The sequence below is a fragment of the Georgenia sp. AZ-5 genome (assembly GCF_043952095.1).
GTDB lineage: Bacteria > Actinomycetota > Actinomycetes > Actinomycetales > Actinomycetaceae > Georgenia.
Window position 1 is genome coordinate 452,949 of sequence record NZ_JBINOU010000001.1, and the last position, 24,375, is coordinate 477,323.

The window sequence follows — 24,375 nt, forward strand, 5'->3', positions numbered from 1 at the left end:
GCGTCCGGGCGCCGGGCGACTGGCGCGGAACGTGGTGCCCCTCCCGGGGCCGTACCCGTGAGGAGAACAGATGCCGGAGTCCAGGAAGCGCAAGAAGGACACCGACGGCTCGGCCACCGCCGCGGCGACGCCCGCCGCCCCGAAGCCGAGCCCCGGCTGGTGGGCCCCGACGATGGTCACCCTCATGATCATCGGTCTGGTGTCGGTCGTCGTCACCTACCTCACCCAGGGCAGTCTTCCGGTGGCGAACCTGGGGAACTGGAACCTCGCCATCGGCTTCGGCGTGATGCTGGTCGGGTTCTTCATGACCCTGCGGTGGCGCTGAGCGCCCCCACTCGCATCTTGGGCCCCGGCCGTCGCGAAGCGACGCCGGGGCCTTGGTGTACCCATGACCGCCCCCGGCGCCCCGTCCCCACCTGGGGAAACTACGTGGACGTAACTCTCCACAGCTGTGGAGAACCCTGGGGATAGTTACACACGTGTAAGTTTCCCCAGCTGTGTACAACTCTGGGGATACCACGTGACGGCGGGGCCCGCGGTCGTGCGGGTCGGTCCCCAGCTGTGGGCTGCGCTGTGGATATCCGGTGGATCTACACAGCGCCGTTGTCCCCAGGTGTGGATCGGCCTGTGGAGGAACTACACGAGTGTGATTACGCCCGCGGGAGCGCTACCTGGCCGGGGAGTGGCTTGAGGGCTCGGGTGCAGGCGCCCCGCTGCTCGCTCGGCCGACGGGCGCGGGAGTCTTGCGGCGAGATGTACCTGTCGGAGGAGACACCGACGGGGGTAGCTGACCTGGCGCCCTCCCCGATATTGAGAAATGCGGGCGTAGGAGCCGGTTTGCCACGGCCAGGTTGGGGGCGGGGTCATGACTACCCAAGCGGCACCAGGGGGTCAGTATTCACGCGGCACTGACAGGAGACCTCCGGTTCGGCGCCGGAAACCCCTCGCTCGGCCCCGAAACCAGGGTTCGGTCCTGGGCGCCCCGGTCGTGACGAAAGCCCAGCATGCGGCGCCGGACATTCCAGGTTCGGCGCCCAGAGACCCCTGGTTCAGCGCCGAAGACCCGGGTTCGGTGCCGGAAGCTTCCGGCGCCACGGCGGACCTCTGACGGCTCGACGGCCACCCTTCCCCGCGCCGGGCAGGCCGGTTCCCGGACGGTTAGATCCAGGGGCCCGCGCCCACGGCGGAACGAACCCCGGCCGCGGGCCGGGGGCGTCACAGTACGGCGGCGTACTTGGCCAGGGTGAGGACGACCAGCAGTGCGGCGACGGCCACGGCCACCAGCACGCCGAGCAGGGTGCGCAGCCGCCGCGGGGCGTACGCGTAGCCGGCGGCGATGATCGCGCCGGTGATGGCGCCGCCCAGGTGGGCCTGCCAGGCGATGCCCGCGACGACGAAGCCCAGCGCGAAGTTGAGTCCGATGAGCACCAGGATCTGGGTGGCATCGCGGCCGAGCCGGCGCATGACGAGGAATGTCGCGGCGAACAGGCCGAACACCGCGCCGGATGCACCGGCCACGGGCGTGAACCACGAGAAGGCGTTGGGCTGGGCGAGGAGGAGGACGGCAACCGAGCCTCCGACGGCCGAGAGCAGATAGAGCGCGAGGTACCGCCAGCGCCCTAGTGCCGGCTCGAGGACGCTACCGACCACCCACAGGGCGTACATGTTCAGCGCCAGGTGGAGCACACCGCCGTGCAGGAAAGCCGAGGTGATGAAGCGGTACGGCTCGACGGCCCCACGCGAGGGCGCGAAGGCCAGCCAGCCGGTGAAGGAACCACCGAGGAGCATCTGGAGCAGGTACACCCCGACACACATGGCGATGATCGTCAGCGTGGCCACCGGACGACCGCGCCGCACGCGGCCGCCGAAGACGGTGCGTGCGGCCGGCACGCGAGCCTGTGCCTCCCGCACGCAGTCCACGCACTGGATGCCCACGGCGGCGGGCCGCTGGCACTGGGCGCACGTGGGGCGGCCGCAGCGCTGGCAGCGCACGTAGGACACGACTTCGGGGTGCCGCGGGCAGACCGGCACCGCGCTGGTGCCGGCCTGCCCCGGGGTGTGCTCGCTCATGCCGTGGTGACGGACTACTCGGTGACGGTGACCGAGTTGATGACGACGTCCTCCAGCGGCCGGTCGTTGCGGCCGGTCTGGGCGGAGCCGATGGCGTCGACGACGGCGCGGGAGGCGGAGTCCACCACCTTGCCGAAGATCGTGTGCTTGCCCTGCAGCCACGTGGTGGGCGCGGTGGTGATGAAGAACTGGGAGCCGTTGGTGCCCTTGCCCATCCGCGTGCCCGCGTTGGCCATGGCCAGGACGTAGGGCTCGGCGAAGTTCAGCTCGGGGTGGATCTCGTCGTCGAAGGTGTAGCCCGGTCCGCCGGTGCCGGTCCCGAGAGGGTCGCCGCCCTGGATCATGAAGTTCGGGATCACGCGGTGAAAGATCACGCCGTCGTACAGCGGCCGGTCGGTCTTCTCGCCCGTGGCCGGGTCCGTCCAGCTGCGCTTGCCCGTGGCCAGCTCGGTGAAGTTCTTGACTGTCTTGGGCGCGTGGTTCGGGTAGAGCTCGACCACGATGTCCCCGGCGGTGGTGTGCAGAGTTGCTTCCATGTCCCGATCCTCGCACGGGCCACCGACGCGCGGCACGAGCAGCCCCGCCCGGGCCGGCGTGGGACGGCGCCGCGTCGCCCGTCCGGGACAGGCGCTCCAGGCGGCCCGCGCGCCGCCGAGCACGGGCGCGTCGCGGCGAAAGCGTGCAAGATGGGTAGTCAAGCGGCGGCGCCGCCAGCCGGGCTGCGCCGGTCCCCAGACATGTCCGCCGAGACGAGCAGGGAGAGCAGATGTCGCAGCGCAAGCGCAAGATCAGCGGGTTCGACACCGAGCGGGTACGCAGGCAGGCCGCAGAGATCAGCGCCGTCGTCGGCGAGCAGGCGAGCCTGGCGAGCAAGCAGGCCTCGCTCGCGGCCAAGCAGGCGCTGCTGATGGCGGAGCACGGCAAGGAGTGGGCGACGCCCCGGGCCGCCGCGGCGGCGGCGTGGGCAGCACCGCGCGCCGAGCAGGCGTGGCACAGCACCGTCAAGGCCGCGGCGCCCAGGGTCGAGCTGGCGGCCGAGAAGGTCCGCCCCGCCGTCGACACCGCGTACGAGAAGATCGTCGACGACTACCTCCCGCGCGTGCAGAAGGCCATGCACGACGCGGCGGAGGCGGCGGCCGGCGGGCAGACGCTGACCACCAAGGCGGGCAAGGCCGGCACGGCCGCGCGCAAGGCGCTGACCGAGCCGCCGAAGAAGACGCACGGCGTCGCCCGGACGTTCGGCTGGGTGCTCGTGGGCACGGCCGCCGCCGGCACCGCCTACCTGCTGTGGCGGCGCAGCCAGCCCGTGGACGACCCGTGGGCCGAGGAGTACTGGGACGACACCACCGTGACGTCCCAGGCCGCGGAGAAGCCGGCCGCGGCCAAGCCCGCCGCGGGGGAGAAGGCGGGCGGGGTGACCGCCGCTGCCAAGGAGAAGGCGGCCGCCGCCGCGTCGGCCGTGGGTTCGAAGGCCTCTGGGGTCGCGCACAAGGCCGCCGAGACCATCAAGAAGGGCGGCGACAAGGCGCAGGGCACCGCCAAGACGGCCGCGGAGCAGACCGAGCAGACCGCAGGCGACATCGCCGGCAAGACGGAGACGCCCTCGGGCACCAACGAGCCGGGCGCGACCGGCACGCCGGGCCCCGGCCCGGCCGGGACGGCTCCCGGCGCCTGAGCCGTCTCACCCAGCAGCAGGCCGAGGGCCCCCGGTGCGCCGGGGGCCCTCGCGTCCTCCAGCTCGCCCCGGCTCACGCCCGACATGGCAAGAGCCCCCCTCCGCGTACGGAGGGGGGCTCTGCAGTGGAGCCAGCGGGACTCGAACCCGCAACCCCCTGCTTGCAAAGCAGGTGCGCTACCAATTGCGCCATGGCCCCTCAGGCCGCGTCGACGGCGCGGCAGCGCGGCGGCTCAACCGCGGGCGGGCTCCTCACCGAAGCTGTCGGTGACCTCGGCCCAGAGGTCGCGCTCCTCGCGCTCCTGGCGGATCTTGATCCAGGCGACGTACCCGGCGATGCCCGCGGCGGCGAGCAGGAGTGCCTTCTTCACTGGTCCTCCAGGATCCCGAACGGGGCGATGGACTGCTTGGTGGGCCTAGCTGGACTCGAACCAGCGACCTCTTCCTTATCAGGGAAGCGCTCTAACCGACTGAGCTATAGGCCCGTGGACCGCTCGGGGGCCTTGCGGCCCCGCGGGTCCTGCGCTGTGCGCGCCGAGCAAGACTATCTCAGAGCCTCCGGCCGACCAAAACCACGAAGGCTCGTCGTGAGCAGTCTCACGCCCAGCTCAGTCGTCGGTCAGGGTCACGTGCAGACCGCCGACGAGCGCCGCCACGATGTTGTACAGGAAGGCCCCGATCGTGCCCAGCGCGGTCAGCAGCAGGATGTCCACGACGCCCACGATGGTGGCGAAGGAAATCACCCGGTCGAACTGCAGGTAGTCCATGAGCCGGAGGAAGTTCTCCGAGCCGATGGACACGAGCAGGTCCTCGATGTCCGCGAAGACGTGCATGGAGTCGAGCACGAACCACACCACCGCCGCGGCCACCACGAGCATGATGCCCAGCGCCACCGACAGCAGGAACGACAGCTTCATCGCCGACCACGGGTCGATGCGGGAGAGAGCCAGTCGCACCCGCCGCGGGCCCGCCGACGCCGGCCGCGCGGCCGCCGGCCGCGCGGCCGCGGGCCGGGCCGGCCGCTCGGGGGCGGGGGCCGGCCCCGCCGAGGCGTCCGCCTGGGTGGGAGGACCGGCGTCGGCGCCGTTCGTCTGCGTCGCGCCCGCCCGGAAGCGGTCGGAGAGGCTCCTGCGAACCGTGCTGGTCGCCGAGCCGTCCTCGCCGCCGCCGAGGTCGGCGGTACCGGGCGGAGGCGGGGCGGCTACGTCCGGCCGGTCACCGGGTGGGGTCGAGGTCATGCAGCTCCTCCGTCAGGGCCGGGCTCCGCGCCGGACGCGTCGTCAGGGGACGACGGTACCGCGTCGGCGGCGCCCTGGTCCGCCCCCGCGCCCTCCGGGCTCTCCGTGGCGTCGGCGCCGGCGTCCTCCGCAGGGCTCTCGGCGGTCTCGCCCGAGACGAGGTGCTCCTCCGCCTCCACCTTCTTCTCGACGTTGCGGGCAACGTGGATGATCCGATCGCCCTTGTCAGGCCGGGCGAAGGTCACGCCCTGCGTGTTGCGTCCGGTCAGGTTGACCTCGGCGACGGCGGATCGGACGACCTTGCCGCCCTCCATGATCACCAGCACCTCGTCGTCGGGGGCCGTCAGCAGGGCTCCGACGAGGTCGCCGCGGGACTCGACGAGGTTGGCGACCTTGATGCCCAGGCCACCTCGGCCCTGGACCCGGTACTCGCTGACGGCGGTGCGCTTGGCGTACCCGCCCTCGGTCACGACGAAGAGGGCGGCGTCCTTGTACCAGTCGCGCACGACGTCCATGGCGAGCAGCTCGTCGTCGTCGCGGAACTTCATGCCGGTCACTCCGGAGGTGGCCCGTCCCATCGGGCGCAGCGCCTCGTCGGTGGCGGTGAACCGGAGCGACTGGCCCTTGCGGGAGACCAGCAGCAGGTCGTCGTCCGAGTTGACCAGGCGGGCGGCCACCACGCGGTCGGGGTTGCCGTCCTCGTCCTCCCGCAGGTTGATGCCGATGACCCCGCCGGAGCGGTTCGTGTTGTAGTCGCTCAGGCGGGTCTTCTTCACCAGCCCACGCTGGGTCGCCAGCACCAGGTACTCGGCCTGGTCGTAGGAGCGCAGCGAGATGACCTGAGCGATCGTCTCGCCCGGCTGGAACGCCAGGAGGTTGGCCACGTGCTGGCCCTTGGCGTCGCGGCCGCCCTCGGGCAGCTCGTAGCCCTTGATGCGGTAGACCCGGCCGAGGTTGGTGAAGAAGAGCAGCCAGTTGTGGGTGGACGTCACGCCGAAGTGCTCGACGATGTCGTCCTCGCGCAGCTGCGCGCCGCGCACGCCCTTGCCGCCACGGCGCTGGGACTTGTAGTTGTCGGTGCGGGTGCGCTTGGCGTACCCGCCGCGGGTGATGGTGACGACCACCTGCTCCTCGGGGATGAGGTCCTCGATGGACATCTCCCCGTCGAAGGGCAGGATCGTCGTGCGCCGGTCGTCGCCGTACTTCGCCACGGTGGCCGCCAGCTCCTCGCCGACGATCTCGCGCTGACGGGCCGGGCTGGCGAGGATCTCCTTGTAGCCGGCGATCTTCGCCTCGAGCTCGGCGTGGTCGTCGAGAATCTTCTGGCGCTCCAGGGCGGCCAGGCGGCGCAGCTGCATGGTGAGGATGGCCTCGGCCTGGACCTCGTCGATCTCCAGCAGCGCCATCAGTCCGGTGCGGGCCGCGTCCACCGTCGGGGAGCGGCGGATCAGGGCGATGACCTCGTCGAGCTGGTCCAGCGCCTTGAGCAGGCCGTTGAGGATGTGGATGCGCTCCTCGGCCTTGCGCAGGTGGAAGCGGGTGCGCCGGACGATGACGTCGACCTGGTGGTTCACCCAGTGGCGCACGAACCCGTCGAGGCTGAGCGTGCGCGGCACGCCGTCGACGAGGGCGAGCATGTTGGCCGGGAAGTTGTCCTGGAGCTGGGTGTGCTTGTAGAGGTTGTTGAGCACCACCTTGGCGACGGCGTCGCGCTTGAGCACGATGACGAGCTTCTGGCCGTTACGGCCCGAGGACTCGTCGCGGATGTCCGCGATGCCGGTGATGCGCCCGTCGCGCACGCCCTCGACGATGCGCTCCGAGAGCCGGTCGGGGTTGACCTGGTAGGGCAGCTCGGAGACCACCAGACACTGGCGCCCTTGGATCTCCTGGACCTCCACGACGGCGCGCTGGGTGATGGACCCGCGGCCGGTGCGGTACATGTCCTCGATGCCGCGCCGCCCGAGAATGGTGGCGCCGGTGGGGAAGTCCGGGCCCTTGATGCGAAGCATCAGCTCGCCGAGGAGCTCCTCCTTGGTGGCGTCGGGGTTCTCGAGGAACCACTGGACGCCGTCGGCCACCTCGCGCAGGTTGTGCGGCGGGATCCGCGTGGCCATGCCGACGGCGATGCCCTCGGAGCCGTTGACCAGCAGGTTGGGGATCCGGGACGGCAGGACCGTGGGCTCCTGGTTGCGGCCGTCGTAGTTGTCCTGGAAGTCGACCGTCTCGGCGTCGATGTCCCGGACCATCTCCAGGGCCAGCGGCGCCATCTTGCACTCGGTGTACCGGGGGGCCGCGGCGCCGAGGTTGCCCGGGGAGCCGAAGTTGCCCTGCCCGCTCACCAGCGGGTAGCGCATGGACCACGGCTGGACCAGGCGCACCAGGGCGTCGTAGATCGACGTGTCGCCGTGGGGGTGGTACTGGCCCATGACCTCGCCGACCACGCGCGAGCACTTGGAGAAGCTCGAGTCGGGCCGGTAGCCGCCGTCGTACATCCCGTACAGGACGCGCCGGTGGACGGGCTTGAGGCCGTCACGCACGTCGGGCAGGGCGCGCGAGACGATGACGCTCATCGCGTAGTCGAGGTAGGAGCGCTGCATCTCCAGCTGCAGGTCGACCTGCTCGACGTGGTCGCGGGTCGTCACGACCTCGCCGACCTCGCCGTCGGCGGTGCCCGTGGTGGGGTCCTCGGGAGGCTGGGTCACGTCAGTCCTTCTGTCTCATGTCGCGCGGGCGTGCCTCGCCCGCGCACCGGCTGGGTTCGGTGCGGGTCAGATGTCCAGGAAGCGCACATCGCGGGCGTTGCGCTGGATGAAGCTGCGGCGGGACTCGACGTCCTCGCCCATGAGGATCGAGAACGTCTCGTCCGCGGCGGCGGCGTCGTCGATGGTGACCTGGCGCAGCGTGCGGGTGTCCGGGTTCATCGTGGTCTCCCACAGCTCCTGGTCGTTCATCTCGCCCAGACCCTTGTACCGCTGGATGCCGCCCTCCTTGGGCAGCCGCTTCCCCGCGCGGGCGCCCTCCGCGAGGAACGCCTCCTTCTCCTTGTCGCTGTAGACGTACTGGTGGGTCGCGTTGGTCCACTTCAGCCGGTACAGCGGCGGCTGCGCGAGGTACACGTGGCCGTTCTCGACCAGCGGCTTCATGTACCGGAAGAGCAGCGTGAGCAGCAGGGTGGAGATGTGCTGGCCGTCGACGTCGGCGTCGGCCATGAGGATGATCTTGTAGTAGCGCAGCCTGGCGACGTCGAAGTCCTCGCCGATGCCGGTGCCGAAGGCGGTGATGAGGGCCTGGATCTCCTGGTTGCCCAGGGCCCGGTCCAGCCGCGCCTTCTCGACGTTGAGGATCTTGCCGCGCAGCGGCAGGATCGCCTGGTGCTCGGGATCCCGGCCCTGCACCGCCGACCCGCCGGCGGAGTCGCCCTCGACGATGAAGATCTCGGAGACCCGCGCGTCCCGGCTCGAGCAGTCCTTGAGCTTGCCCGGCATCGAGATCGACTCGAGCAGGCCCTTACGGCGGGTCGCCTCGCGGGCCTTGCGGGCCGCCATGCGGGCCACCGCGGCCTGCTGGGACTTCCGGACGATCTCCTTCGCCTCGTTGGGGTGGGCGTCGAGCCAGTCCCCGAGCTGGGAGTACAGCTGGGTCTGCACGAACGTGCGGGCCTCGGTGTTGCCCAGCTTGGTCTTGGTCTGGCCCTCGAACTGCGGCTCGCCGAGCTTGACGGAGATGACGGCGGTGAGGCCCTCGCGGATGTCCTCGCCGGTGAGGTTCTCGTCCTTCTCCTTCAGCACGCCCTTCTCGCGGGCGTACTTGTTGATCAGCGAGGTCAGCGCCGAGCGGAAGCCCTCCTCGTGGGTGCCGCCCTCGGTGGTGTTGATCGTGTTGGCGTAGGTGTGGACCGCCTCGGAGTAGCCCGAGGTCCACTGCATCGCGACCTCGACCGAGATCCGCTTCTCCTGGTCCTCGGACTCGAAGGCGATGATCTCCGGGTGCACCACGTCCACCTTCTTGGTGGAGTTGAGGTAGTGGACGTAGTCCCGCAGGCCGCCCTCGTACATGTACGAGACCTCGCGGTGGCCGGTGCGGGCGTCGTCGGCGCTGCCGGCCTCGTCGCCGGTGATCTCGTCACCGGCGTCGGTGACGCCGGAGCGCTCGTCGGTCAGCGTGATGCGCAGGCCCTTGTTGAGGAAGGCCATCTGCTGGAAGCGGGTGCGCAGCGTCTCGAAGTTGTACTCGGTGGTCTCGAAGATGTCGCCGTTGGCCCAGAAGGTGACGGTGGTGCCGGTCTCCTCGGTCGGATCGCCCTTGACGAGCTCACCGGTGGGCACGCCGTCGACGAAGCCCATGCGCCACACGTGTCCCTGCCGCTTGACCTCCACCTGGAGGCGGGATGACAGCGCGTTGACGACGGAGACGCCCACGCCGTGGAGACCGCCGGAGACGGCGTACCCGCCGCCGCCGAACTTGCCGCCGGCGTGGAGCACGGTGAGGACCACCTCGACGGCCGGCTTGCCCTCGGTGGGGTGCACGTCCACCGGGATGCCGCGGCCGTTGTCGACGACGCGCACGCCGCCGTCGGCGAGGATCGTGACCTGGATGTGGTCGCAGTAGCCCGCGAGGGCCTCGTCGACGGAGTTGTCGACGACCTCGTAGACCAGGTGGTGCAGGCCCCGCTCACCGGTGGAGCCGATGTACATGCCGGGTCGCTTGCGCACCGCCTCCAGGCCCTCGAGCACGGTGATGTTGCTCGCGCCGTACTCCTGCGAGGTGGGGACGGTTCCTGCGTTACGGTTGGGAGCCTGCTCGGCCGGGGCGCCATCTGCCGGTGGCACGGGGGTGGGAGTTTCGGTCACGGCAGCGTCAGCACTGTGGTCAGCCACGGTCGCAGGCTCTCCTCGTCTCGCGGGGCAACCTCCTGACGCCGGACGGCCGGGAGGCCGGGGCGCGGGGCCACCGCTTGATCCCTGTGGGCGCGGGCGCGCGTCGTTCGGGCGGGTCGTTCGATTCTACCGTGCCTGAGCCGAAAACCCCCAATATCCACAGCGATGTCCACAGCCGTGGGGTGCCTCACGTCCGGGCGGCGACGGCGACCGCTCCCTCACCGGACGACAAGCGGCCGTAGCAGCGGTGCTTCCGGGCCCGTCGGGCTCAGCCGTACGTGTCGCGCGGGCCGCGGCCGCGCACCGAGCGCAGGCCGTGCTTCCAGCTGGGTCCGCCGGGGCCGAGGACGACGATCGAGGTCACGGCCCCCTCGCCGACCTCCTCGGCGAGCCGGCGCTCGAGCTGGGGCAGCAGCAGCCGTACCTGCGTGGCCCACGCCGTCGAGCTGGCCCGGACCACGAGCTCCCCGCCGTCGAAGGTCTCCACGTCGCAGTGGTCGGCGAGCTGGTCGCCGACGACCTCCCGCCAGCGCCCCACCACCCCGCCCACGCTGACCGGCTGCACCCAGCCGCGTTCGGCGACGAGGCGCGCGGCGATGCCGGCGAGCGGCTGGGGGTCCCGCCGCGAGGGGCCGGGGCCGCTGATGCCGTAACCCAGCCCCGGGCCGGGTCGCCAGCCGGGCCGGTCGCCCTCGGGCTCCTCCGGCGCGGCCTCGGGGGTGGCGCCGGGCGCCGCGCGGCCGCCGCGGCGCCGCGCGCCGGTGCGGTACTGCCCGCGGGCGCGGGCCGCCTCCCGTGCCCGCTCGAGCGCGGCCAGGGCGACGGCGTCCGCCTCGGCGAGCTCGTCGGGCTCGGCGGCGGGGGTCGCCGGCCGGGCTGCTCGTGCGGGGTCGTCCGGGCTAGTCGCCACGGGTCACCTCCCCGGCGTGGACGTGGAACCGGGCGCCGGTCAGCGCCTGGGGCACATCCTCCGCCACCGCGGCCGTGATGAGCACCTGCTGGGCGCCGGCGACCATGTCGGCGAGCCGCTCCCGGCGTCGGGCGTCGAGCTCGGCGAAGACGTCGTCCAGGATGAGCACCGGCTCGCCGTCCACGCCCCACGGCGAGGTGTCGTCCTCGCGCAGCACCTCGTAGGAGGCCAGCCGCAGCGCGAGCGCGAAGGACCAGGACTCCCCGTGGCTGGCGTAGCCCTTGGCGGGCAGGGCGCCGAGGGAGAGCACGAGGTCGTCCCGGTGCGGGCCGACGAGGCTGACGCCCCGGTCGATCTCCTTCTCGCGCATCTCGCCCATGGCGGCGAGCAGCCGCCGGCTGACCGCGGGGACGTCCATGAGCGCCGCCTCCCGGCTCTCCGCCGCCTCCTGCGCCGCCGGCGTCGCGTCGAGCTCCGCGGCGGTGATCTCCTCGGCGCCCTCGGCGGCATCGACGCTGGCGCGGTAGCCGATCCGGGCCGCGCCCTGGCCCGCGCTGACCTGCTCGTAGGCAGTGGCCACGAACGGCCGGAGGCGCCGCACCAGGCGGGTGCGGGCGGCGACGATCTGCGCGCCCGCGGCCGCGAGCTGGCCGTCCCACACGTCCAGGGTGCTCAGGTCCGGCCGGCCGCCGCGCCGGCGCGCCGCCCCGGCGGACTTGAGCAGGGCGCCGCGCTGGCGCAGCACCTTGTCGTACTCGGCCCGCACGCCCGCCAGCCGCGGGCTCAGCAGCACCACGAGGTCGTCCAGGAACCGGCGCCGGTGGGCGGGGTCGCCCTTGACCAGCTCGAGGTCCTCGGGCGCGAAGAGCACCGTGCGCACGACGCCGAGCACCTCGCGGGTGCGGGTGGGGGCGCGGTTCAGCCGCGCCCGGTTGGCCTTGCCCGCGACGATCTCCAGCTCGACCAGGGTGGGCCGCTCGCCGTGGACGACCTTCGCGCGGACCACGGCGCCGCCGGTGCCCTGGCGCACGAGGGCCGCGTCCGCGGCCACCCGGTGGCTGGAAAAAGTCGACAGGTAGGCGATGGCCTCGACGAGGTTGGTCTTGCCCTGGCCGTTCTGGCCGACGAAGGCGGTGACCCCGGGCTCGAGCGCGAGCACGAGCTCGTGGTACGAGCGGAAGTCGTTGAGGGCGAGGTCCGAGACGTACATCCTCGCCTGTTCCCTCCTGCACCTCTCGCCGCGCGCCGCCCGCGCGGGGCGGCACCCGCCGCCGCCCTCCAACGGTACGCGTCCGCCGTCGGCGGCCCGACTCCCCGGCGCGGCGGGGCGCGCCGGCGAGTCGGGTCGGCCTACGCTCCCGCGGCGGCCTTCGCTCCCGCGGCGGCCTTCGTGGCGTGGCCGCCGAACTGCTTGCGCAGCGCGGCGACGGCCTTCATGGCCGGGGAGCTGGGCTGGCGCGAGGAGAACCGGGCGAAGAGCGCGGCGGAGATCACCGGCAGCGGCACGGCGTTGTTGATGGCCTCCTCGATGGTCCAGCGGCCCTCGCCGGAGTCGTCCACCCAGTCGCTGATGTCGTCGAGGCCGGGGTCCTCCTCGATGGCCCGGATCATGAGGTCGAGCAGCCAGGACCGCACGACGGTGCCGCGCTGCCACGCCTTGAAGACCGGGGCGACGTCGGGGACCAGGTCGTCGCGCGCCTCGAGGAGCTCGTAGCCCTCGGCGTAGGCCTGCATGAGCCCGTACTCGATGCCGTTGTGCACCATCTTGGCGTAGTGGCCGGCGCCGACCGGGCCGACGTGGACGAACCCCTCCTCGCGCGGGCCCTCGGGGCGCAGCGCGTCGAACACCGGCATCAGCGCCTCGATGTCCTCGGGCGCGCCGCCCGCCATGAGGCCGTAGCCGTTCTCCCGGCCCCAGACGCCGCCGGAGACGCCGACGTCGACGTACCGGATGCCGCGCTCGGCGAGCTTGGCGGCGTTGGCCTGGTCGGCCTCGAAGTGGGAGTTGCCGCCCTCGATGACGATGTCGCCGGCGTCGAGGACGGTGGCGAGCTCGTCCAGCACGGCTTCGGTCGGCCTGCCGGCGGGGACCATCACCCACACCGTGCGGTTCGGCTGCGGCAGCGCGGCGGCGAGCTCGGCGATCGTGGCGACCTCGGAGTTCTGCGGGTTGGCGTCGTACCCGGTGACCTCGATCCCCCCGGCCCGGAGCCTCTCGGCCATGTTGCCGCCCATGCGGCCCAGTCCGACCATCCCGATGTGCATTCCAGCTCGCTTCCCCGGCCCGGGCCCCTGCCCTGCCGATTCGCTCAGACGTCAGCGGCGGCTCTGGCCGCCAGCACCCACAACCGCGCCACCGCGCGATTTGTGCCCGAGTGTGGCCAGCGCCACGTCAGCTGGCGAACCGGATCGGCATGAGGAGGTAGCGGAAGCCGAGGTCGTCCTCGCCCTCGAGCGAGCCCTGCCCGGTCATGACGGCGGGCTTGCTGGGGTGGGTGAAGGACATGCGCACGAACGGCGTGGTCAGGGCGCCGAGCCCGTCGAGGAGGTAGTGCGGGTTGAACGCGGTCGTGATCGGCTCCCCGGTCAGGGCCGCCTCGAGAGCCTCCGACGCCTGGGCGTCGTCGCCCTGCCCGGCCTCGAGCACCACCTGGCCCTCGCTGAAGGACAGCCGGATCGGGGTGTTGCGCTCGGCGACGAGGCTGACGCGGCGCGCCGCCTCGACCAGGGCGGCGGTGGCGACGACGGCGTGGGTGGTCGTCGACTCCGGGAACAGCCGGCGCACCGGCGGGTAGTCGCCCTCGACCAGCAGCGAGGTGGTACGGCGACCGCCGGCCTCGAAACCGATGAGCCCCGCCGGCCCGTCGACCGAGAGCGCCATGTCCACCGACCCGGCGGTGGTCATGGACTTGGCGACGTCGGAGAGGGTGCGGGCGCGGACCAGCGCGAAGGCGGAGTACGACGGCGACGCGGGGTGCCAGGTGAGCTCCCGCATGGCGAGCCGGTAGCGGTCGGTGGCGAGCAGCGTGAGCTTCTCGCCCTCGATCTCCATGCGCACGCCGGTCAGCAGGGGCAGGGTCTCGTCCCGGCTGGCGGCGGTGGTGACCTGGGAGACCGCCTCGGTGAGGACGCCGGCGTCGATGCTGCCGCTGGTCTCGGGCATGCCCGGCAAGGCGGGGTAGTCGTCCACCGGCATCGTCAGGAGCGTGAAGCGCGAGGCGCCGCAGGTGAGCACCACCTTGGTGCCGTCCACGTCGACGTCGACGGGCTTGGCGGGCAGCGACTTGCAGATGTCCGCGAGCAGGCGGCCGGAGACGAGCACCACCCCGGCCGTGTCGACTTCGGCGGGAACCTCGGAGCGGGCGGACACCTCGTAGTCAAAGCTCGAGAGGGTCAGGGTGCCGTCGGCGGAGGCCTCGAGCCGCACCCCGGCGAGGACGGGGACCGGGGGCCGCGCGGGCAGGGACCGAGCCGTCCACGTGACGGCCTCGGCCAGGACGTCACGCTCAACCCTGAACTTCACGATGGGGGACCTTCTCTCGATGGCGGTGCGGGCGAGGCGCAGGCCCACCTTACGCGAGCAAAACAAGCGCCAGACAGCCAAAACTTACACGCGTGTGGTTCTGACGGCGCCGCGCTGTGCCGTCCGGGCATCGTTGGCTGTCCACACCATCCCCTCGTTAAAGGTTCGTCATCGTCATAGCACTTGTGGAGACTGTGGAGAACCGGCGTTGTTGCAGGTCAGCGGCCTGCGGCGGGTGTGCGCGACGCGGTGGTCGGTCCTGTGGGCATCCTCGGCCGGCAGTGGATGCGTCATTCGTGCCCAGACGGCGTCCACCGACGGCCCAGGATCTGTCCACCAGCACGTTTGGGGTTGTCCACCGATATCCACAGGTTGGTCCACACCTGTGTGTTGCCGACTCGGCGCTATTTCCTTCGCTGGGCGGGCTTAGGTCGGCGGGTCGGCGCGCCTTCGGAACCGAGCCGAGCCGCCGGCAAGGTCGCGTGGCTCCTGGGCGCGACGCCGCCGCCGGGGCCGTCGAGGGCCGTGGGACTCGCTGTTCGGGCTCTGCCCGGGCCGGGCTGCTGGGGGCTCCGGGGTGCTGGGCCGGGCGACCGGCGAGCGGGCGTGCCTCCGGGGACGCGCGGCGAGCCTCCGGGGATGCGTGGGCGGAAGTCCCGCTGCGCGGGGCGGGCAGGCGCTCGCCTGGAGGGGACGTCCGGGCCCGGCCGGCGAGGCGTGGTCGCGCGCGCGGCCGGTCGGGGCCACGAAGGAGGGCCGCCGGCGTGCGCCCGGGGCGCTCGAAGGCGCGGAAGCCGGCGACGACGGTGTGCCGGGACCGACCGGGGCGGTGCGCGGTGGGGAGAGGTCAGCCGCGGGCGTTCTGCTTGATGCGGTTCGTCAGCTCCGTGACCTGGTTGAAGGTCGAGCGCTTCTCCGCCATCTGCTCGCGAATCTTGCGGTTGGCGTGCATGACGGTGGTGTGGTCGCGGCCGCCGAAGAGCTGGCCGATCTTGGGCAGCGAGAGGTCGGTGAGCTCCCGGCACAGGTACATGGCGATCTGCCTTGCGTTGACAAGGACGCGGGAGCGGTCGGCAGAGCACAGGGCCTCGATGGAGACCGAGAAGTAGTTCGCCGTCTGGCTCATGATCAGCGCGGGCGTGATCTCCTCGCCGGCGGGGTCGGTGATCAGGTCCTTGAGAACCATCTCTGCCAGCGAGAGCTCCACCGGCTGGCGGTTGAGGTTGGCGAAGGCCGTCACCCGGATGAGCGCGCCCTCGAGCTCGCGGATGTTGGTCGAGATGCGCGAGGCGATGTAGGCCAGCACGTCGTCGCTGGCCTGGAGGTTCTCGTTGATGGCCTTCTTGCGCAGGATCGCGATGCGGGTCTCGAGGTCGGGGGGCTGCACGTCGGTGAGCAGGCCCCACTCGAACCGCGACCGCAGCCGGTCCTCGAAGCCGTCGAGCTGCTTGGGCGGCACGTCGGAGGTGATGACCACCTGCTTGTTGTCGTTGTGCAGGGTGTTGAAGGTGTGGAAGAACTCCTCGACCGTCTGCTCCTTTCCGCCCAGGAACTGGATGTCGTCGATGAGCAGGACGTCGACGTTGCGGTAGCGGCGCTGGAAGTTCTCCGCCTTGTCGTCGCGGATGGAGTTGATGAAGTCGTTGGTGAACTCCTCGGAGTTCACGTAGCGCACCCGGATCCCCGGGTAGAGGTTGCGGGCGTAGTGGCCGATCGCGTGCAGCAGGTGGGTCTTGCCCAGGCCCGAGCCGCCGTAGATGAACAGCGGGTTGTAGGCCTTGGCCGGCGCCTCGGCGACGGCGGTGGCGGCCGCGTGCGCGAACCGGTTGGACGAGCCGGTGACGAAGGTCTCGAACGTGTACTTCGGGTTCAGCCGCGAGGGGTCGCCGGCATGGTCCTCCACCGAGCTGCCGCGGTCGGCGCTCGAGCGCTGCTGCTTGATCGGCCGGTGCTCGGGGTCGAACTGGCGCGACGGCGCCTCCGCGGCGTGCTCGTCGTAGGCGGGGGCGGGACCGGTGGGCGTGGCCGGCTCCGGGGTGGACGGCGCCGGTGGCGGCGTCGTCTCCTCCAGCGTGGGGTCGACGGTGACAGCGAACCGCACCGGCGAGCCGGCCGCCTCGGTCAGCGCCGCGTTGATCGACTCGCGGGCCCGGGTCTCCAGGAAGTCCTTGGCGAAGTCGCTGGGAACGGCGAGGAGCATCGTCCCGTCGATGACGCCTAGCGCCCTGGTCATCCGGACGAAGGCCAGCTGCGCGCCGCCGATGTCACCCCTGTCCGTGAGGATCGTGACCGCCCGGGCCCAGCTCTCGGTGGTCGGCTGATTCTCCGGCAACGGTGATCCCCTCGGTGTTGGTTGGGCTCGGACGTCGAGTGTGGCATGACGACTACGAATCCACACGTTTATCCACAGACTGTGGGTAGAGCTGCGCCCCGGGGGTTCGGGGTGAGCGCCCGCGCATTCCCGCGGCGGCGGGGGACCGAGCGTCGCCGACGAGGATAAGGGCGGGCGGCCCGCCGTGGGCGATTATCGGTGAGAGGTATCCGAATCTTGTCAGGCCGCTCCCGTGGCGGCGCGCGGCGGCAGCACGCCGGAGTGTGGGGAACGCTACCGTCCGTTCGGATTGACCGCGACGACGGCGCCCGCGTACCTTGTGATGGCCGTCCCGACGGACCCTGTGTCGTGCCCGCAGGCAGATCCTGCCCGCAGCGCGGTCGAGGTCCTGGGGCGCGGATCGTGCACTGCCAGAACGTGGCGGGGCCTCATGAGATTCACCGACCGTTTTGGAGTACTGCCGTGAGCAAGCGGACTTTCCAGCCGAACAACCGGCGCCGGGCCAAGGTGCACGGGTTCCGTCTGCGGATGCGCACCCGCGCCGGCCGCGCCATCCTCGCGGCGCGCCGCCGCAAGGGGCGTGCCGAGCTCTCTGCCTGAGAGCAGACGGTGCTGCCGGCTCGGCACCGCATGCGTCGACCGGACGAGTTCTCCGACGCAGTGCGCCGCGGCGCGCGGAGCGGTGCCCGCCGGCTGGTCGTGCACCTGAGCCTGAACGAAGCCGACCCGGACGGCGATCCCGCCCTGGTCGGCTTCGTCGTGCCCAAGAGCGTGGGCACTGCCGTCCGCCGCAACCGCGTCAAGCGGCGGCTGCGCGCCCTGGCGCGCGAGCGGCTGCCCGACCTGCCCGCGGGAGCGCGGCTGGTCGTGCGCGCGCTGCCGGATTCCGCCGGTGCGTCGTCTCCGGAGCTCGCCGAGGACCTCGACGCCGCACTGGCCGGCGCCCGCCGGCGGATCCGCAACCGGTCGGCGCGGAGCCGGTCGTGACGGCCGAGACCGGCTCGGAGCGGGGTGGCCGCACAGGCGGCGCTGGCGATGGGCTGACGGAGCCGCCCGAGCCCGCGCCCCGCAACCCGCTCACCTGGGTGATGCTGGCGGTGGTCCGCGCGTACCAGGCCGTCGTCTCGCCCTGGCTCCCGCCCTCGTGCAAGTACTACCCGTCGTGCTCCGCCTACGCGGTCACGGCCCTGCGGCGCCACGGGTTCGTCAAGGGCTCGCTGCTCGCCGCCTGGCGCCTGCTGCGGTGCAACCCGTGGAGCCTGGGCGGCGTGGACCACGTGCCGCTGCGGGGCAGCTGGTCCAGCCGGAAGCCCGTGCGCTCCGGCGCGGCGCCGGGGAGTCCCGGGGAGTCCTCACAACCACGTACCCTCTGGGAAGACACTCGGGGGGCGCGCTCCGGCGCGCCGGATGATCGCTAGGAGCACACAGGGCATGGGCTTTATCGACACGATCTTGTCGCCGATCATGGTGGCCGTCGCCTGGATCATGGTGCGCTTCCATGACCTCCTGGTGTTCCTCGGCATGTCCGGAGGCTCGGGGTGGGCGTGGGTCCTCTCCATCGTCGGCCTCACGGTGGTCATCCGGATTCTGATCATCCCGTTGTTCTTCAGGCAGATCAAAGCCTCGCGCGCCATGCAGCTGGTGCAGCCCGAGATGCAGAAGCTGCAGAAGAAGTACAAGAACAAGACCGATCCTGCGTCCCGGCAAAAGATGCAGGAAGAGATGATGGCGCTGTACCGGGAGCACGGGGCCAACCCGTTCTCCTCGTGCCTGCCGATCCTGCTGCAGATGCCGATCTTCTTCGCGCTGTTCTCGGTGCTGAACCGGCTCGACGAGATCGCGGCGGGCGTGTCGGACCCCATCGGTCCACTCTCCCAGGAGCTCGCCGCGCAGGCGGAGGGGTCCACGCTGTTCGGGGCCCCGATCTCGGAGACCTTCCTGTCCTCGAGCGACGCCACGGTCAAGGTCGTCACCGTCATCCTGATCATCGTGATGTCGGCGACTACGTTCTTCACGCAGCGTCAGCTGACGATGAAGAACATGCCGGCGTCCGCGCTGGACAACCCGATGGCACGTCAGCAGAAGATGCTGATGTACATCCTTCCGCTGGTGTTCGCCTTCTCCGGCGTCAACTTCCCGATCGGCGTGCTGATCTACTGGTCGGTGTCGAACCTGTGGTCGATGGGGCAGCAGTTCTACACGATCCGCAAGCAGCCCGCGCCGGGCTCGGAGGCTGCCCGCCTGCGTGCCGAGCGGGTGGCCAAGAAGCGTGCCCGCAAGGGGCTGCCGCCGGTCGAGGAAGAGCAGCAGGCGGCCGAGGAGACCCCGGCGAAGGGGCAGCGGCAGCAGCCCAGGCGCAAGGATCGCGCGAAGAAGACCGGGCCCGCACGCCCGGCCGGCGCCACCGCGGTGCCGGAGCCCGTGGCCGAACCGGTGGACGCCAGCACCGAGGACGCGGAGGGCTCCGAGGACGCGCAGGGCTCCGAGGACGGCGAGCTTCGGGGCAAGGACGGGCTCACGGCCGCCGAGCGTGCCCAGAAGCGCTACGACGAACGCGCGGCGCAGCGACGCGCCCAGGCGGCCAAGCGCAAGGGCCAGCCCAAGAAGAAGAAGTAGCGCCGGCTGACGCACGGACCCGGCGCGCCGACGACCACTCCGCCGCACAGGCGGACAGCTATGAGATGAGGACAACTGTGAGCGAGGACGAGGCGGCACAGGCCCCGCGCAGCAGCAACACCGAAGGGCTGAAGCGACTCGAGGAGGAGGGCGAGATCGCCGCCGACTACCTCGAGGAGCTGCTCGACATCGCCGACATCGACGGCGACATCGACATCGACGTCGACCACGGCCGGGCGGCCGTCGAGATCGTCACCGACGACGGTGAGGACAAGTGGCTGCGACGGCTCGTGGGCGAGGAGGGCGAGGTCCTCGACGCGCTCCAGGAGCTCACGCGGCTCGCGGTCCAGGCGAAGACGGGCGAGCGGTCGCGCCTCATGCTGGACATTGCCGGCTATCGCAAGAGCCGCCGGGCCGAGCTGACCGAGATCGCCAACGAGGCGGTCGCCAAGGTCCGCAGCAGCGGGTCCCGGGTCGCGCTGGGGGCCATGAACCCCTTCGAGCGCAAGGTCGTGCACGACGCCGTGGCCGCGGCCGGACTGGTCAGCGACTCGGAGGGCGTCGAGCCGAACCGGCACGTCGTCGTCCATCCCGCCTGACAGGCGCGCCACGTGTCGCTGAATCCCGACGACGGCCCGGCTGAGGAGGTCGAGCAGCCCAGCCCGGAGATGCGCGCTGCCTTCGGCGCGACCTTCGCGGCCGCGGAGCACTTCGCGACCATGCTGGCCGAGGAGGGAGAGCTGCGGGGGCTGATCGGCCCGCGGGAGCTGCCCCGGCTCTGGAGCCGCCACATCATGAACTCCGTGGCGGTCACGCGGTTCGTCCGCGAGGCGGCCGCCGTCGCCGACGTCGGGTCGGGGGCGGGTTTTCCCGGCGTCGTGCTGGCGATCGCCCGGCCGGACGTGGAGACGCACCTGATCGAGCCGATGGAGCGCCGGGTCGCTTGGCTGGCCGACGTCGTCGAGGAGCTGGGGCTCGACAACGTGGTGATCCACCACGCGCGAGCGGAGGAGCTGCACGGGCGCGCGTCCTTCGACGTGGTCACCGCCCGCGCCGTGGCGGCGATGGACAAGCTCGCGCGGTGGACGATGCCGCTGGTGCGCGGCGGTGGCTCGCTGGTGGCGCTGAAGGGCCAGCGGGCGCGGGACGAGGTCGAGGCGGCGCGGTACGTGCTGCGGAAGCTCGGCGCGGCGGACACAGCGGTTCACGAGGTGGACCCAGGCGCGGGGGTCGAGCCGACGACGGTCGTCGTGGTGCGGAAGAAGCGCTGACCGCTACTGAGAACGGTTCGCACTACGGCCCTCTTTGCTGACGGTCCGTCCAGCCTCCGGCGTGCGACGTGGATCGTCGGTTCGGCGCGGGATCCGTCACGTTTTCCACCGCGTAGTCCACATGTGTGGGTAACGCCCGTCGATGGCATGTCCGGCGGCGCTATCGGCGCGCGCTGACAGCGAGATGAGCATGCCGGGGGACGCGCGGCTGGCCGATTCAGGTGGCGAATGCGCGAGTGCGCGCCGGCGACCAGCGCGCGTGTACAGCCCCTGAACGCTGTGGAATAGTCGACAAATGGACCGGACGCGGGGTACGCGCGGTGGATGGCCTGGGTCGGATGTGTTCGAAAAGAAGGGATGCGGGGGCCACGCGCGGTGGTTGGAGCTCTTCTGGTGCAGGGGTGGAACTGCGTCGGATCGGGACGCCCGCTGGGCCGGTGAGCGGCGGACACGAGCTCGCTCCGGCCCCGCGTGACGCGCGCGGGCACGGCTAAGACTCCGGTATCCGGGCCTCGATCGCCGGCGGTGTGCTTCGGGCACGCTGGTAGTTCCGCCGCGTTACAAGGTTTCACGTGAAACGCGGGGAGCGCCGACCGCGGTGCTGCTGGGTCTGGTGACGCTGATGTGGCAGCCCATGGCGGCGGCCGCTCGCCCCTTTGACGTATCAAGCGCAGCAGGCACCGCGGGCAACGCAGCGCGGCGTATTCCGGTGGGGTGCTGCCAGGGGGCTCTCGCCGCGTCGGTGCGGGAGCGCGAGGCCCCAGACGAGAGCGCAAACGCGAGGGGAGCATGAGTCGCCGGCCCGGCGTGTTCGACATGGGCCCGGCGACGAGCCGGGCGCTCCCGTGGTTCAGGGGCAGTCGGGCCCAGCGTGCAGTCGGGCTCCCGCGCGATCAGTGATCAGTGGTGTTCATGGGCGAAACTTCGTCAGCATCGTAAGGCGTTCCCAGCTCCGGACGCAATACCCGTGTGTTTCACGTGAAACCGGCCGGGGACCAGTTGCGCGACACAATACCGTCATTGATAGGAGCGCTGGACGACCATACTTTCGCGGCCATGACCGCCATCCCGCCGTCGTGAGAGGGGCACACGTGCCGCCGTGCCGGGCGAGAGCAGCGCGCAGGAGGTGTGCCCAGCCCGTCTCCCACCGAGCCGTGTGACGCACCCAAAGGCCGGATTAACCGACATGATCACCCGCGGCCGTTGTTCCACGTGAAACGAATCGCGGCGCCGGTGCACCTGGCACGGACTCCCCAGCGGCGGCCCCGGCGAGGTGGACCGAGCGGCCGTCGCCTCGCCCGTTCACCCGCCCGAACCGTTCTTCCCCGCGATCTTTCGTGCCACGGCCCCCGCTGGGTTCCTGATCTGGTTCAGAGAGCCGCCCGCGGCAGGTTCCACGTGAAACCGGCGCACGCTGGACCGCTGGCTGCCCGCGCCACGGGCCGATCATTCACGAGCTGACTCGGCATCGCCGACGCTTCGCGTGGCCCGCTGGCCGCGCCCCGTGCTAGCCCCTTCGTTTCACGTGGAACGAGGGGCGCTCCAGCCGGGCACCCTGGTCACGGGAGCTGAGCCAGACCAGTTCGAGGGTCCGTCCCGCCACCCCAGCCGCGAAGCCAACTCGGGCTCCGCCCGTATCGCGCGCCGTATCGCAGCCAAAAGTTGCTGCACGAATGCAGAAGGAGCGCCGTCCGTACGCGGTCAGTTGCGCCATAGCGGTCCCCGACGGCTGGGCCGTCGCGCGCGCACCTGGGGAGGGCCCGTTTCACGTGAAACTTCGGCGCCTTCTTCGCTGTTACGGGTCGAGCAGGCGTGGCGCGTGGAAGTCCCGTGCCGTCCAGCGCGCATAGGTGGTGGCAGAGAATGCGGTGTGGGCCGGGGGTGGCGGCATGCAGGGGTCTGTGTTCAGCATTGGACGGGCCTCGATGTGCATCGTGTGAACTGCCCGGGCCGGGCAAAGACTCCTGGTCCAGACGGGCAGGTGTGGGCTGATGATTGCGCGCCCCGGCACGGTGCGGCGCGCCGACGACAGCTGGGTCGTCGTGGGCCGGGATTGGGGCCACCGCTCTTGTTTCACGTGGAACGAAGCCAAGCGGGGCCGCACGTCCGGCTGCGCCCACTGGCGGGCCGAGCTCTCGCTATCAGCAAGCGCGGGTGGTGCGCGGGCATGGTGCCCGCGCGCTGGCGCGCCCTTCCCCGCTCGCCTGGAGAAGTCGCACTCCGTACCAGCCCGGAGTGCGTCGGGGGCGCAATCTGGGATGTCGTTTCACGTGGAACGTCCTGCATCCAGGGACTTCCCCCGACCGCGTGGGTGCCGGGATAAGGGCGTCGATGCACCATCTGCCTGGCGAAACTCCGGCACAAACCTGCGCGCACGGTCGGTACGGCGGTGCCGCCTTTCGGGGGCCGCCTTCAGCACACATCAGCACCCGCCGTTTCACGTGAAACACGACTCGCCCATGGCGCTGCCGGGCCCTGCGCGGGCGGCGATTACGATTGGCCCAGGTCCAGCACATCGAACGAAGGGGATGCCGTGCCTCCGCAGGACGAGAATGGCATGTCGGATCGCACGGCTTCCAGTAACGGCACCCCGACCAGCGAGGACAAGCGGCGGGCCGCTCTCCTGAGGAGCGTCCCGGAGGCGGACGACACCACGCCGCTCGCCGCCCAGTTGGCGGAAGACGCGCGCCGTCGCATCAGATTGCAAGGCGCTCGCTTCGCCAAGCCTGTCTCCACGCGCGTGTTCACCATCGCCAACCAGAAGGGCGGCGTGGGCAAGACCACGACCACCGTGAACGTCGCGGCGGCCCTCGCCCAGGGTGGCCTCAACGTGCTGGTGATCGACAACGATCCTCAGGGGAACGCCTCGACCGCCCTTGGGATCGATCACCACGCCGGCGTCCCGTCGACCTACGACGTCGTCATCAACGGCACACCGATACAGGAGGTCGTCCAGGGATGCGAGGCCGTCGCAGGGCTCCTCGTCGTGCCGGCCACGATCGACCTCTCGGGCGCCGAGATCGAACTCGTTTCCATGGTCGCCCGGGAGAACCGCCTCCACAACGCGCTGGACGCCTACCTCAGCTGGCGAGCCGACCAGGGCCTGCCTCGCATCGACTACGTCCTGATCGACTGCCCCCCGAGCCTCGGGCTGCTCACCATCAACGCGTTTGTGGCTGCGCGCGAGGTGATGATCCCCATCCAGTGCGAGTACTACGCGCTCGAGGGCCTGAGCCAGCTCCTCAACAACATCGAACTGATCCGGGGCCACCTCAACCCCGACCTACATGTGTCGACGATTCTCCTGACCATGTTCGACCGGCGCACCAACCTCGCGCGGGAGGTGGCGGACGAGGTCCGCGAGCACTTCCCCGACCAGACGCTGGCGGCCACCATCCCCCGGTCCGTGCGTATCTCCGAGGCGCCCAGCTACGGGCAGACCGTCCTCACCTACGACGCCGGCTCGTCAGGCGCTCTCGCCTACATGGAAGCGGCTCAGGAGATCGCGGAGCGTGCCGACAAGTTGAACGACGTGACCAGCGCGGCTGCGGCCGAGGAGGAGAACTGATGAGCGAGAAGCGGCGCGGTCTCGGGCGCGGCATAGGCGCCTTGATCCCGAGCGGTCCGGCGCAGTCCGCGGCCGTCTCACGGCCCGCCGACATGTTCTTCCAGCCCTCGTCGGTGACGGCCTCCTCCGGCGACGAGGCCGGCACGGACGGTGGCGCCCCGGCACCCAGCCCGGCTCGGGCCGCGGCGAACGCGCTGATGCAGCCCAGCAAGGCCGCGAAGTCCAGGTCAGCGAGCGCCGCGAAGAACCGCAAGACTGGGAACGCGAAGGCCGCACAGGGCAACGGCAAAATGGC

At 71.2% G+C, this 24,375-nt stretch carries 20 protein-coding genes and 2 tRNA genes; 9 read left to right on the forward strand and 13 right to left on the reverse strand.

The genetic code is table 11. The features are described 5' to 3' along the window. Nucleotides 1-70 precede the first annotated feature (70 nt). Nucleotides 71-325 carry a cell division protein CrgA gene (locus tag ACF0H8_RS02195; protein ID WP_395287363.1) on the forward strand — a complete coding sequence of 85 codons (255 nt, stop codon included), beginning with the start codon at nucleotides 71-73 and terminating at the stop codon, nucleotides 323-325. An 890-nt stretch (nucleotides 326-1,215) separates the two neighbouring features. On the opposite strand, the gene ACF0H8_RS02200 is transcribed toward ACF0H8_RS02195, so the two are convergent. Both ACF0H8_RS02200 and ACF0H8_RS02205 read right to left on the reverse strand, forming a co-directional pair. Beyond that, nucleotides 1,216-2,070, reverse strand: a complete 855-nt coding sequence (locus tag ACF0H8_RS02200) for a rhomboid family intramembrane serine protease (RefSeq protein WP_395287364.1) — start codon at nucleotides 2,068-2,070, stop codon at nucleotides 1,216-1,218. Between the two features lie 14 nt (nucleotides 2,071-2,084). Continuing rightward, nucleotides 2,085-2,606, reverse strand: a complete 522-nt coding sequence (locus ACF0H8_RS02205) for a peptidylprolyl isomerase (protein WP_395287365.1) — start codon at nucleotides 2,604-2,606, stop codon at nucleotides 2,085-2,087. Between the two features lie 230 nt (nucleotides 2,607-2,836). Here ACF0H8_RS02205 and ACF0H8_RS02210 point away from each other — a divergent pair, with 230 nt between their 5' ends. Continuing rightward, nucleotides 2,837-3,745 carry a hypothetical protein gene (locus ACF0H8_RS02210; protein ID WP_395287366.1) on the forward strand — a complete coding sequence of 303 codons (909 nt, stop codon included), beginning with the start codon at nucleotides 2,837-2,839 and terminating at the stop codon, nucleotides 3,743-3,745. A gap of 126 nt (nucleotides 3,746-3,871) precedes the next feature. Here the strand turns inward: ACF0H8_RS02210 and ACF0H8_RS02215 are convergent. From ACF0H8_RS02215 to dnaA, 11 genes are all read right to left on the reverse strand, one after another. Continuing rightward, nucleotides 3,872-3,944: transfer RNA gene (locus ACF0H8_RS02215), tRNA-Ala, on the reverse strand. 34 nt (nucleotides 3,945-3,978) lie between these two features. Then, nucleotides 3,979-4,116 carry a DLW-39 family protein gene (locus tag ACF0H8_RS02220; protein ID WP_395287367.1) on the reverse strand — a complete coding sequence of 46 codons (138 nt, stop codon included), beginning with the start codon at nucleotides 4,114-4,116 and terminating at the stop codon, nucleotides 3,979-3,981. Between the two features lie 37 nt (nucleotides 4,117-4,153). After that, nucleotides 4,154-4,230: transfer RNA gene (locus ACF0H8_RS02225), tRNA-Ile, on the reverse strand. A 123-nt stretch (nucleotides 4,231-4,353) separates the two neighbouring features. Continuing rightward, nucleotides 4,354-4,983, reverse strand: coding sequence for a DUF3566 domain-containing protein (locus ACF0H8_RS02230; protein ID WP_395287368.1), 630 nt, complete (start codon nucleotides 4,981-4,983; stop codon nucleotides 4,354-4,356). Further along, nucleotides 4,980-7,625 (reverse strand): DNA gyrase subunit A, encoded by a 2,646-nt coding sequence (gene gyrA / locus ACF0H8_RS02235; protein ID WP_395290793.1) that lies wholly within the window; start codon nucleotides 7,623-7,625, stop codon nucleotides 4,980-4,982. Before gyrA ends, ACF0H8_RS02230 begins: the two co-directional genes overlap by 4 nt. 126 nt (nucleotides 7,626-7,751) lie before the next feature. Then, nucleotides 7,752-9,833 carry a DNA topoisomerase (ATP-hydrolyzing) subunit B gene (gene gyrB, locus ACF0H8_RS02240; RefSeq protein WP_395287369.1) on the reverse strand — a complete coding sequence of 694 codons (2,082 nt, stop codon included), beginning with the start codon at nucleotides 9,831-9,833 and terminating at the stop codon, nucleotides 7,752-7,754. 295 nt (nucleotides 9,834-10,128) lie between these two features. Continuing rightward, on the reverse strand, nucleotides 10,129-10,770 hold the full coding sequence (locus ACF0H8_RS02245; protein ID WP_395287370.1) for a DUF721 domain-containing protein: 642 nt from the start codon (nucleotides 10,768-10,770) through the stop codon (nucleotides 10,129-10,131). Then, on the reverse strand, nucleotides 10,760-11,980 hold the full coding sequence (gene recF, locus ACF0H8_RS02250) for a DNA replication/repair protein RecF (RefSeq protein WP_395287371.1): 1,221 nt from the start codon (nucleotides 11,978-11,980) through the stop codon (nucleotides 10,760-10,762). Before recF ends, ACF0H8_RS02245 begins: the two co-directional genes overlap by 11 nt. Before the next feature lie 140 nt (nucleotides 11,981-12,120). Continuing rightward, nucleotides 12,121-13,035 carry a phosphogluconate dehydrogenase (NAD(+)-dependent, decarboxylating) gene (gene gnd, locus ACF0H8_RS02255; RefSeq protein ID WP_395287372.1) on the reverse strand — a complete coding sequence of 305 codons (915 nt, stop codon included), beginning with the start codon at nucleotides 13,033-13,035 and terminating at the stop codon, nucleotides 12,121-12,123. A 127-nt stretch (nucleotides 13,036-13,162) separates the two neighbouring features. Further along, on the reverse strand, nucleotides 13,163-14,293 hold the full coding sequence (dnaN, locus tag ACF0H8_RS02260; protein WP_395287373.1) for a DNA polymerase III subunit beta: 1,131 nt from the start codon (nucleotides 14,291-14,293) through the stop codon (nucleotides 13,163-13,165). A gap of 847 nt (nucleotides 14,294-15,140) precedes the next feature. After that, nucleotides 15,141-16,625: a chromosomal replication initiator protein DnaA gene (gene dnaA / locus ACF0H8_RS02265; protein WP_395287374.1), complete on the reverse strand. Its 1,485-nt coding sequence runs from the start codon at nucleotides 16,623-16,625 to the stop codon at nucleotides 15,141-15,143. Nucleotides 16,626-17,087: 462 nt separating this feature from the next. Between dnaA and rpmH the strand changes: the two genes are divergently transcribed. The 7 genes from rpmH to ACF0H8_RS02300 all read left to right on the forward strand — a co-directional run bounded on the left by rpmH (nucleotide 17,088) and on the right by ACF0H8_RS02300 (nucleotide 24,080). Beyond that, nucleotides 17,088-17,225, forward strand: coding sequence for a 50S ribosomal protein L34 (rpmH, locus tag ACF0H8_RS02270; protein WP_395287375.1), 138 nt, complete (start codon nucleotides 17,088-17,090; stop codon nucleotides 17,223-17,225). Between the two features lie 9 nt (nucleotides 17,226-17,234). Then, complete coding sequence (gene rnpA / locus ACF0H8_RS02275; protein WP_395287376.1) at nucleotides 17,235-17,612, forward strand: ribonuclease P protein component; 378 nt, start codon at nucleotides 17,235-17,237, stop codon at nucleotides 17,610-17,612. After that, a complete protein-coding gene (gene yidD, locus ACF0H8_RS02280; RefSeq protein WP_395287377.1) occupies nucleotides 17,609-18,043 on the forward strand; it encodes a membrane protein insertion efficiency factor YidD in 435 nt (144 codons plus the stop codon). The genes rnpA and yidD overlap by 4 nt, the downstream gene beginning before the upstream one ends. Before the next feature lie 13 nt (nucleotides 18,044-18,056). Continuing rightward, a complete protein-coding gene (gene yidC, locus ACF0H8_RS02285; RefSeq protein WP_395287378.1) occupies nucleotides 18,057-19,241 on the forward strand; it encodes a membrane protein insertase YidC in 1,185 nt (394 codons plus the stop codon). A gap of 65 nt (nucleotides 19,242-19,306) precedes the next feature. Further along, complete coding sequence (locus ACF0H8_RS02290; protein ID WP_395287379.1) at nucleotides 19,307-19,840, forward strand: protein jag; 534 nt, start codon at nucleotides 19,307-19,309, stop codon at nucleotides 19,838-19,840. Between the two features lie 12 nt (nucleotides 19,841-19,852). Continuing rightward, complete coding sequence (rsmG, locus tag ACF0H8_RS02295) at nucleotides 19,853-20,512, forward strand: 16S rRNA (guanine(527)-N(7))-methyltransferase RsmG (protein ID WP_395287380.1); 660 nt, start codon at nucleotides 19,853-19,855, stop codon at nucleotides 20,510-20,512. Nucleotides 20,513-23,069: 2,557 nt separating this feature from the next. After that, the gene (locus ACF0H8_RS02300) at nucleotides 23,070-24,080 is read left to right on the forward strand and encodes a ParA family protein (RefSeq protein ID WP_395287381.1); all 1,011 of its coding nucleotides are present in this window, start codon (nucleotides 23,070-23,072) and stop codon (nucleotides 24,078-24,080) included. The last annotated feature ends 295 nt before the right edge of the window (nucleotides 24,081-24,375 follow it).

Bases quoted from the DNA above. Each gene is read 5' to 3' on its own strand.
- ACF0H8_RS02210 (WP_395287366.1), top strand. From the start codon at position 2,837: ATGTCGCAGCGCAAGCGCAAGATCAGCGGGTTCGACACCGAGCGGGTA.
- ACF0H8_RS02300 (WP_395287381.1), top strand. From the start codon at position 23,070: ATGTCGGATCGCACGGCTTCCAGTAACGGCACCCCGACCAGCGAGGAC.
- gnd (WP_395287372.1), bottom strand. From the start codon at position 13,035: ATGCACATCGGGATGGTCGGACTGGGCCGCATGGGCGGCAACATGGCC.
- recF (WP_395287371.1), bottom strand. From the start codon at position 11,980: ATGTACGTCTCGGACCTCGCCCTCAACGACTTCCGCTCGTACCACGAG.
- ACF0H8_RS02230 (WP_395287368.1), bottom strand. From the start codon at position 4,983: ATGACCTCGACCCCACCCGGTGACCGGCCGGACGTAGCCGCCCCGCCT.
- ACF0H8_RS02290 (WP_395287379.1), top strand. From the start codon at position 19,307: ATGAGGACAACTGTGAGCGAGGACGAGGCGGCACAGGCCCCGCGCAGC.
- ACF0H8_RS02205 (WP_395287365.1), bottom strand. From the start codon at position 2,606: ATGGAAGCAACTCTGCACACCACCGCCGGGGACATCGTGGTCGAGCTC.
- ACF0H8_RS02200 (WP_395287364.1), bottom strand. From the start codon at position 2,070: ATGAGCGAGCACACCCCGGGGCAGGCCGGCACCAGCGCGGTGCCGGTC.
- ACF0H8_RS02195 (WP_395287363.1), top strand. From the start codon at position 71: ATGCCGGAGTCCAGGAAGCGCAAGAAGGACACCGACGGCTCGGCCACC.
- yidC (WP_395287378.1), top strand. From the start codon at position 18,057: ATGGGCTTTATCGACACGATCTTGTCGCCGATCATGGTGGCCGTCGCC.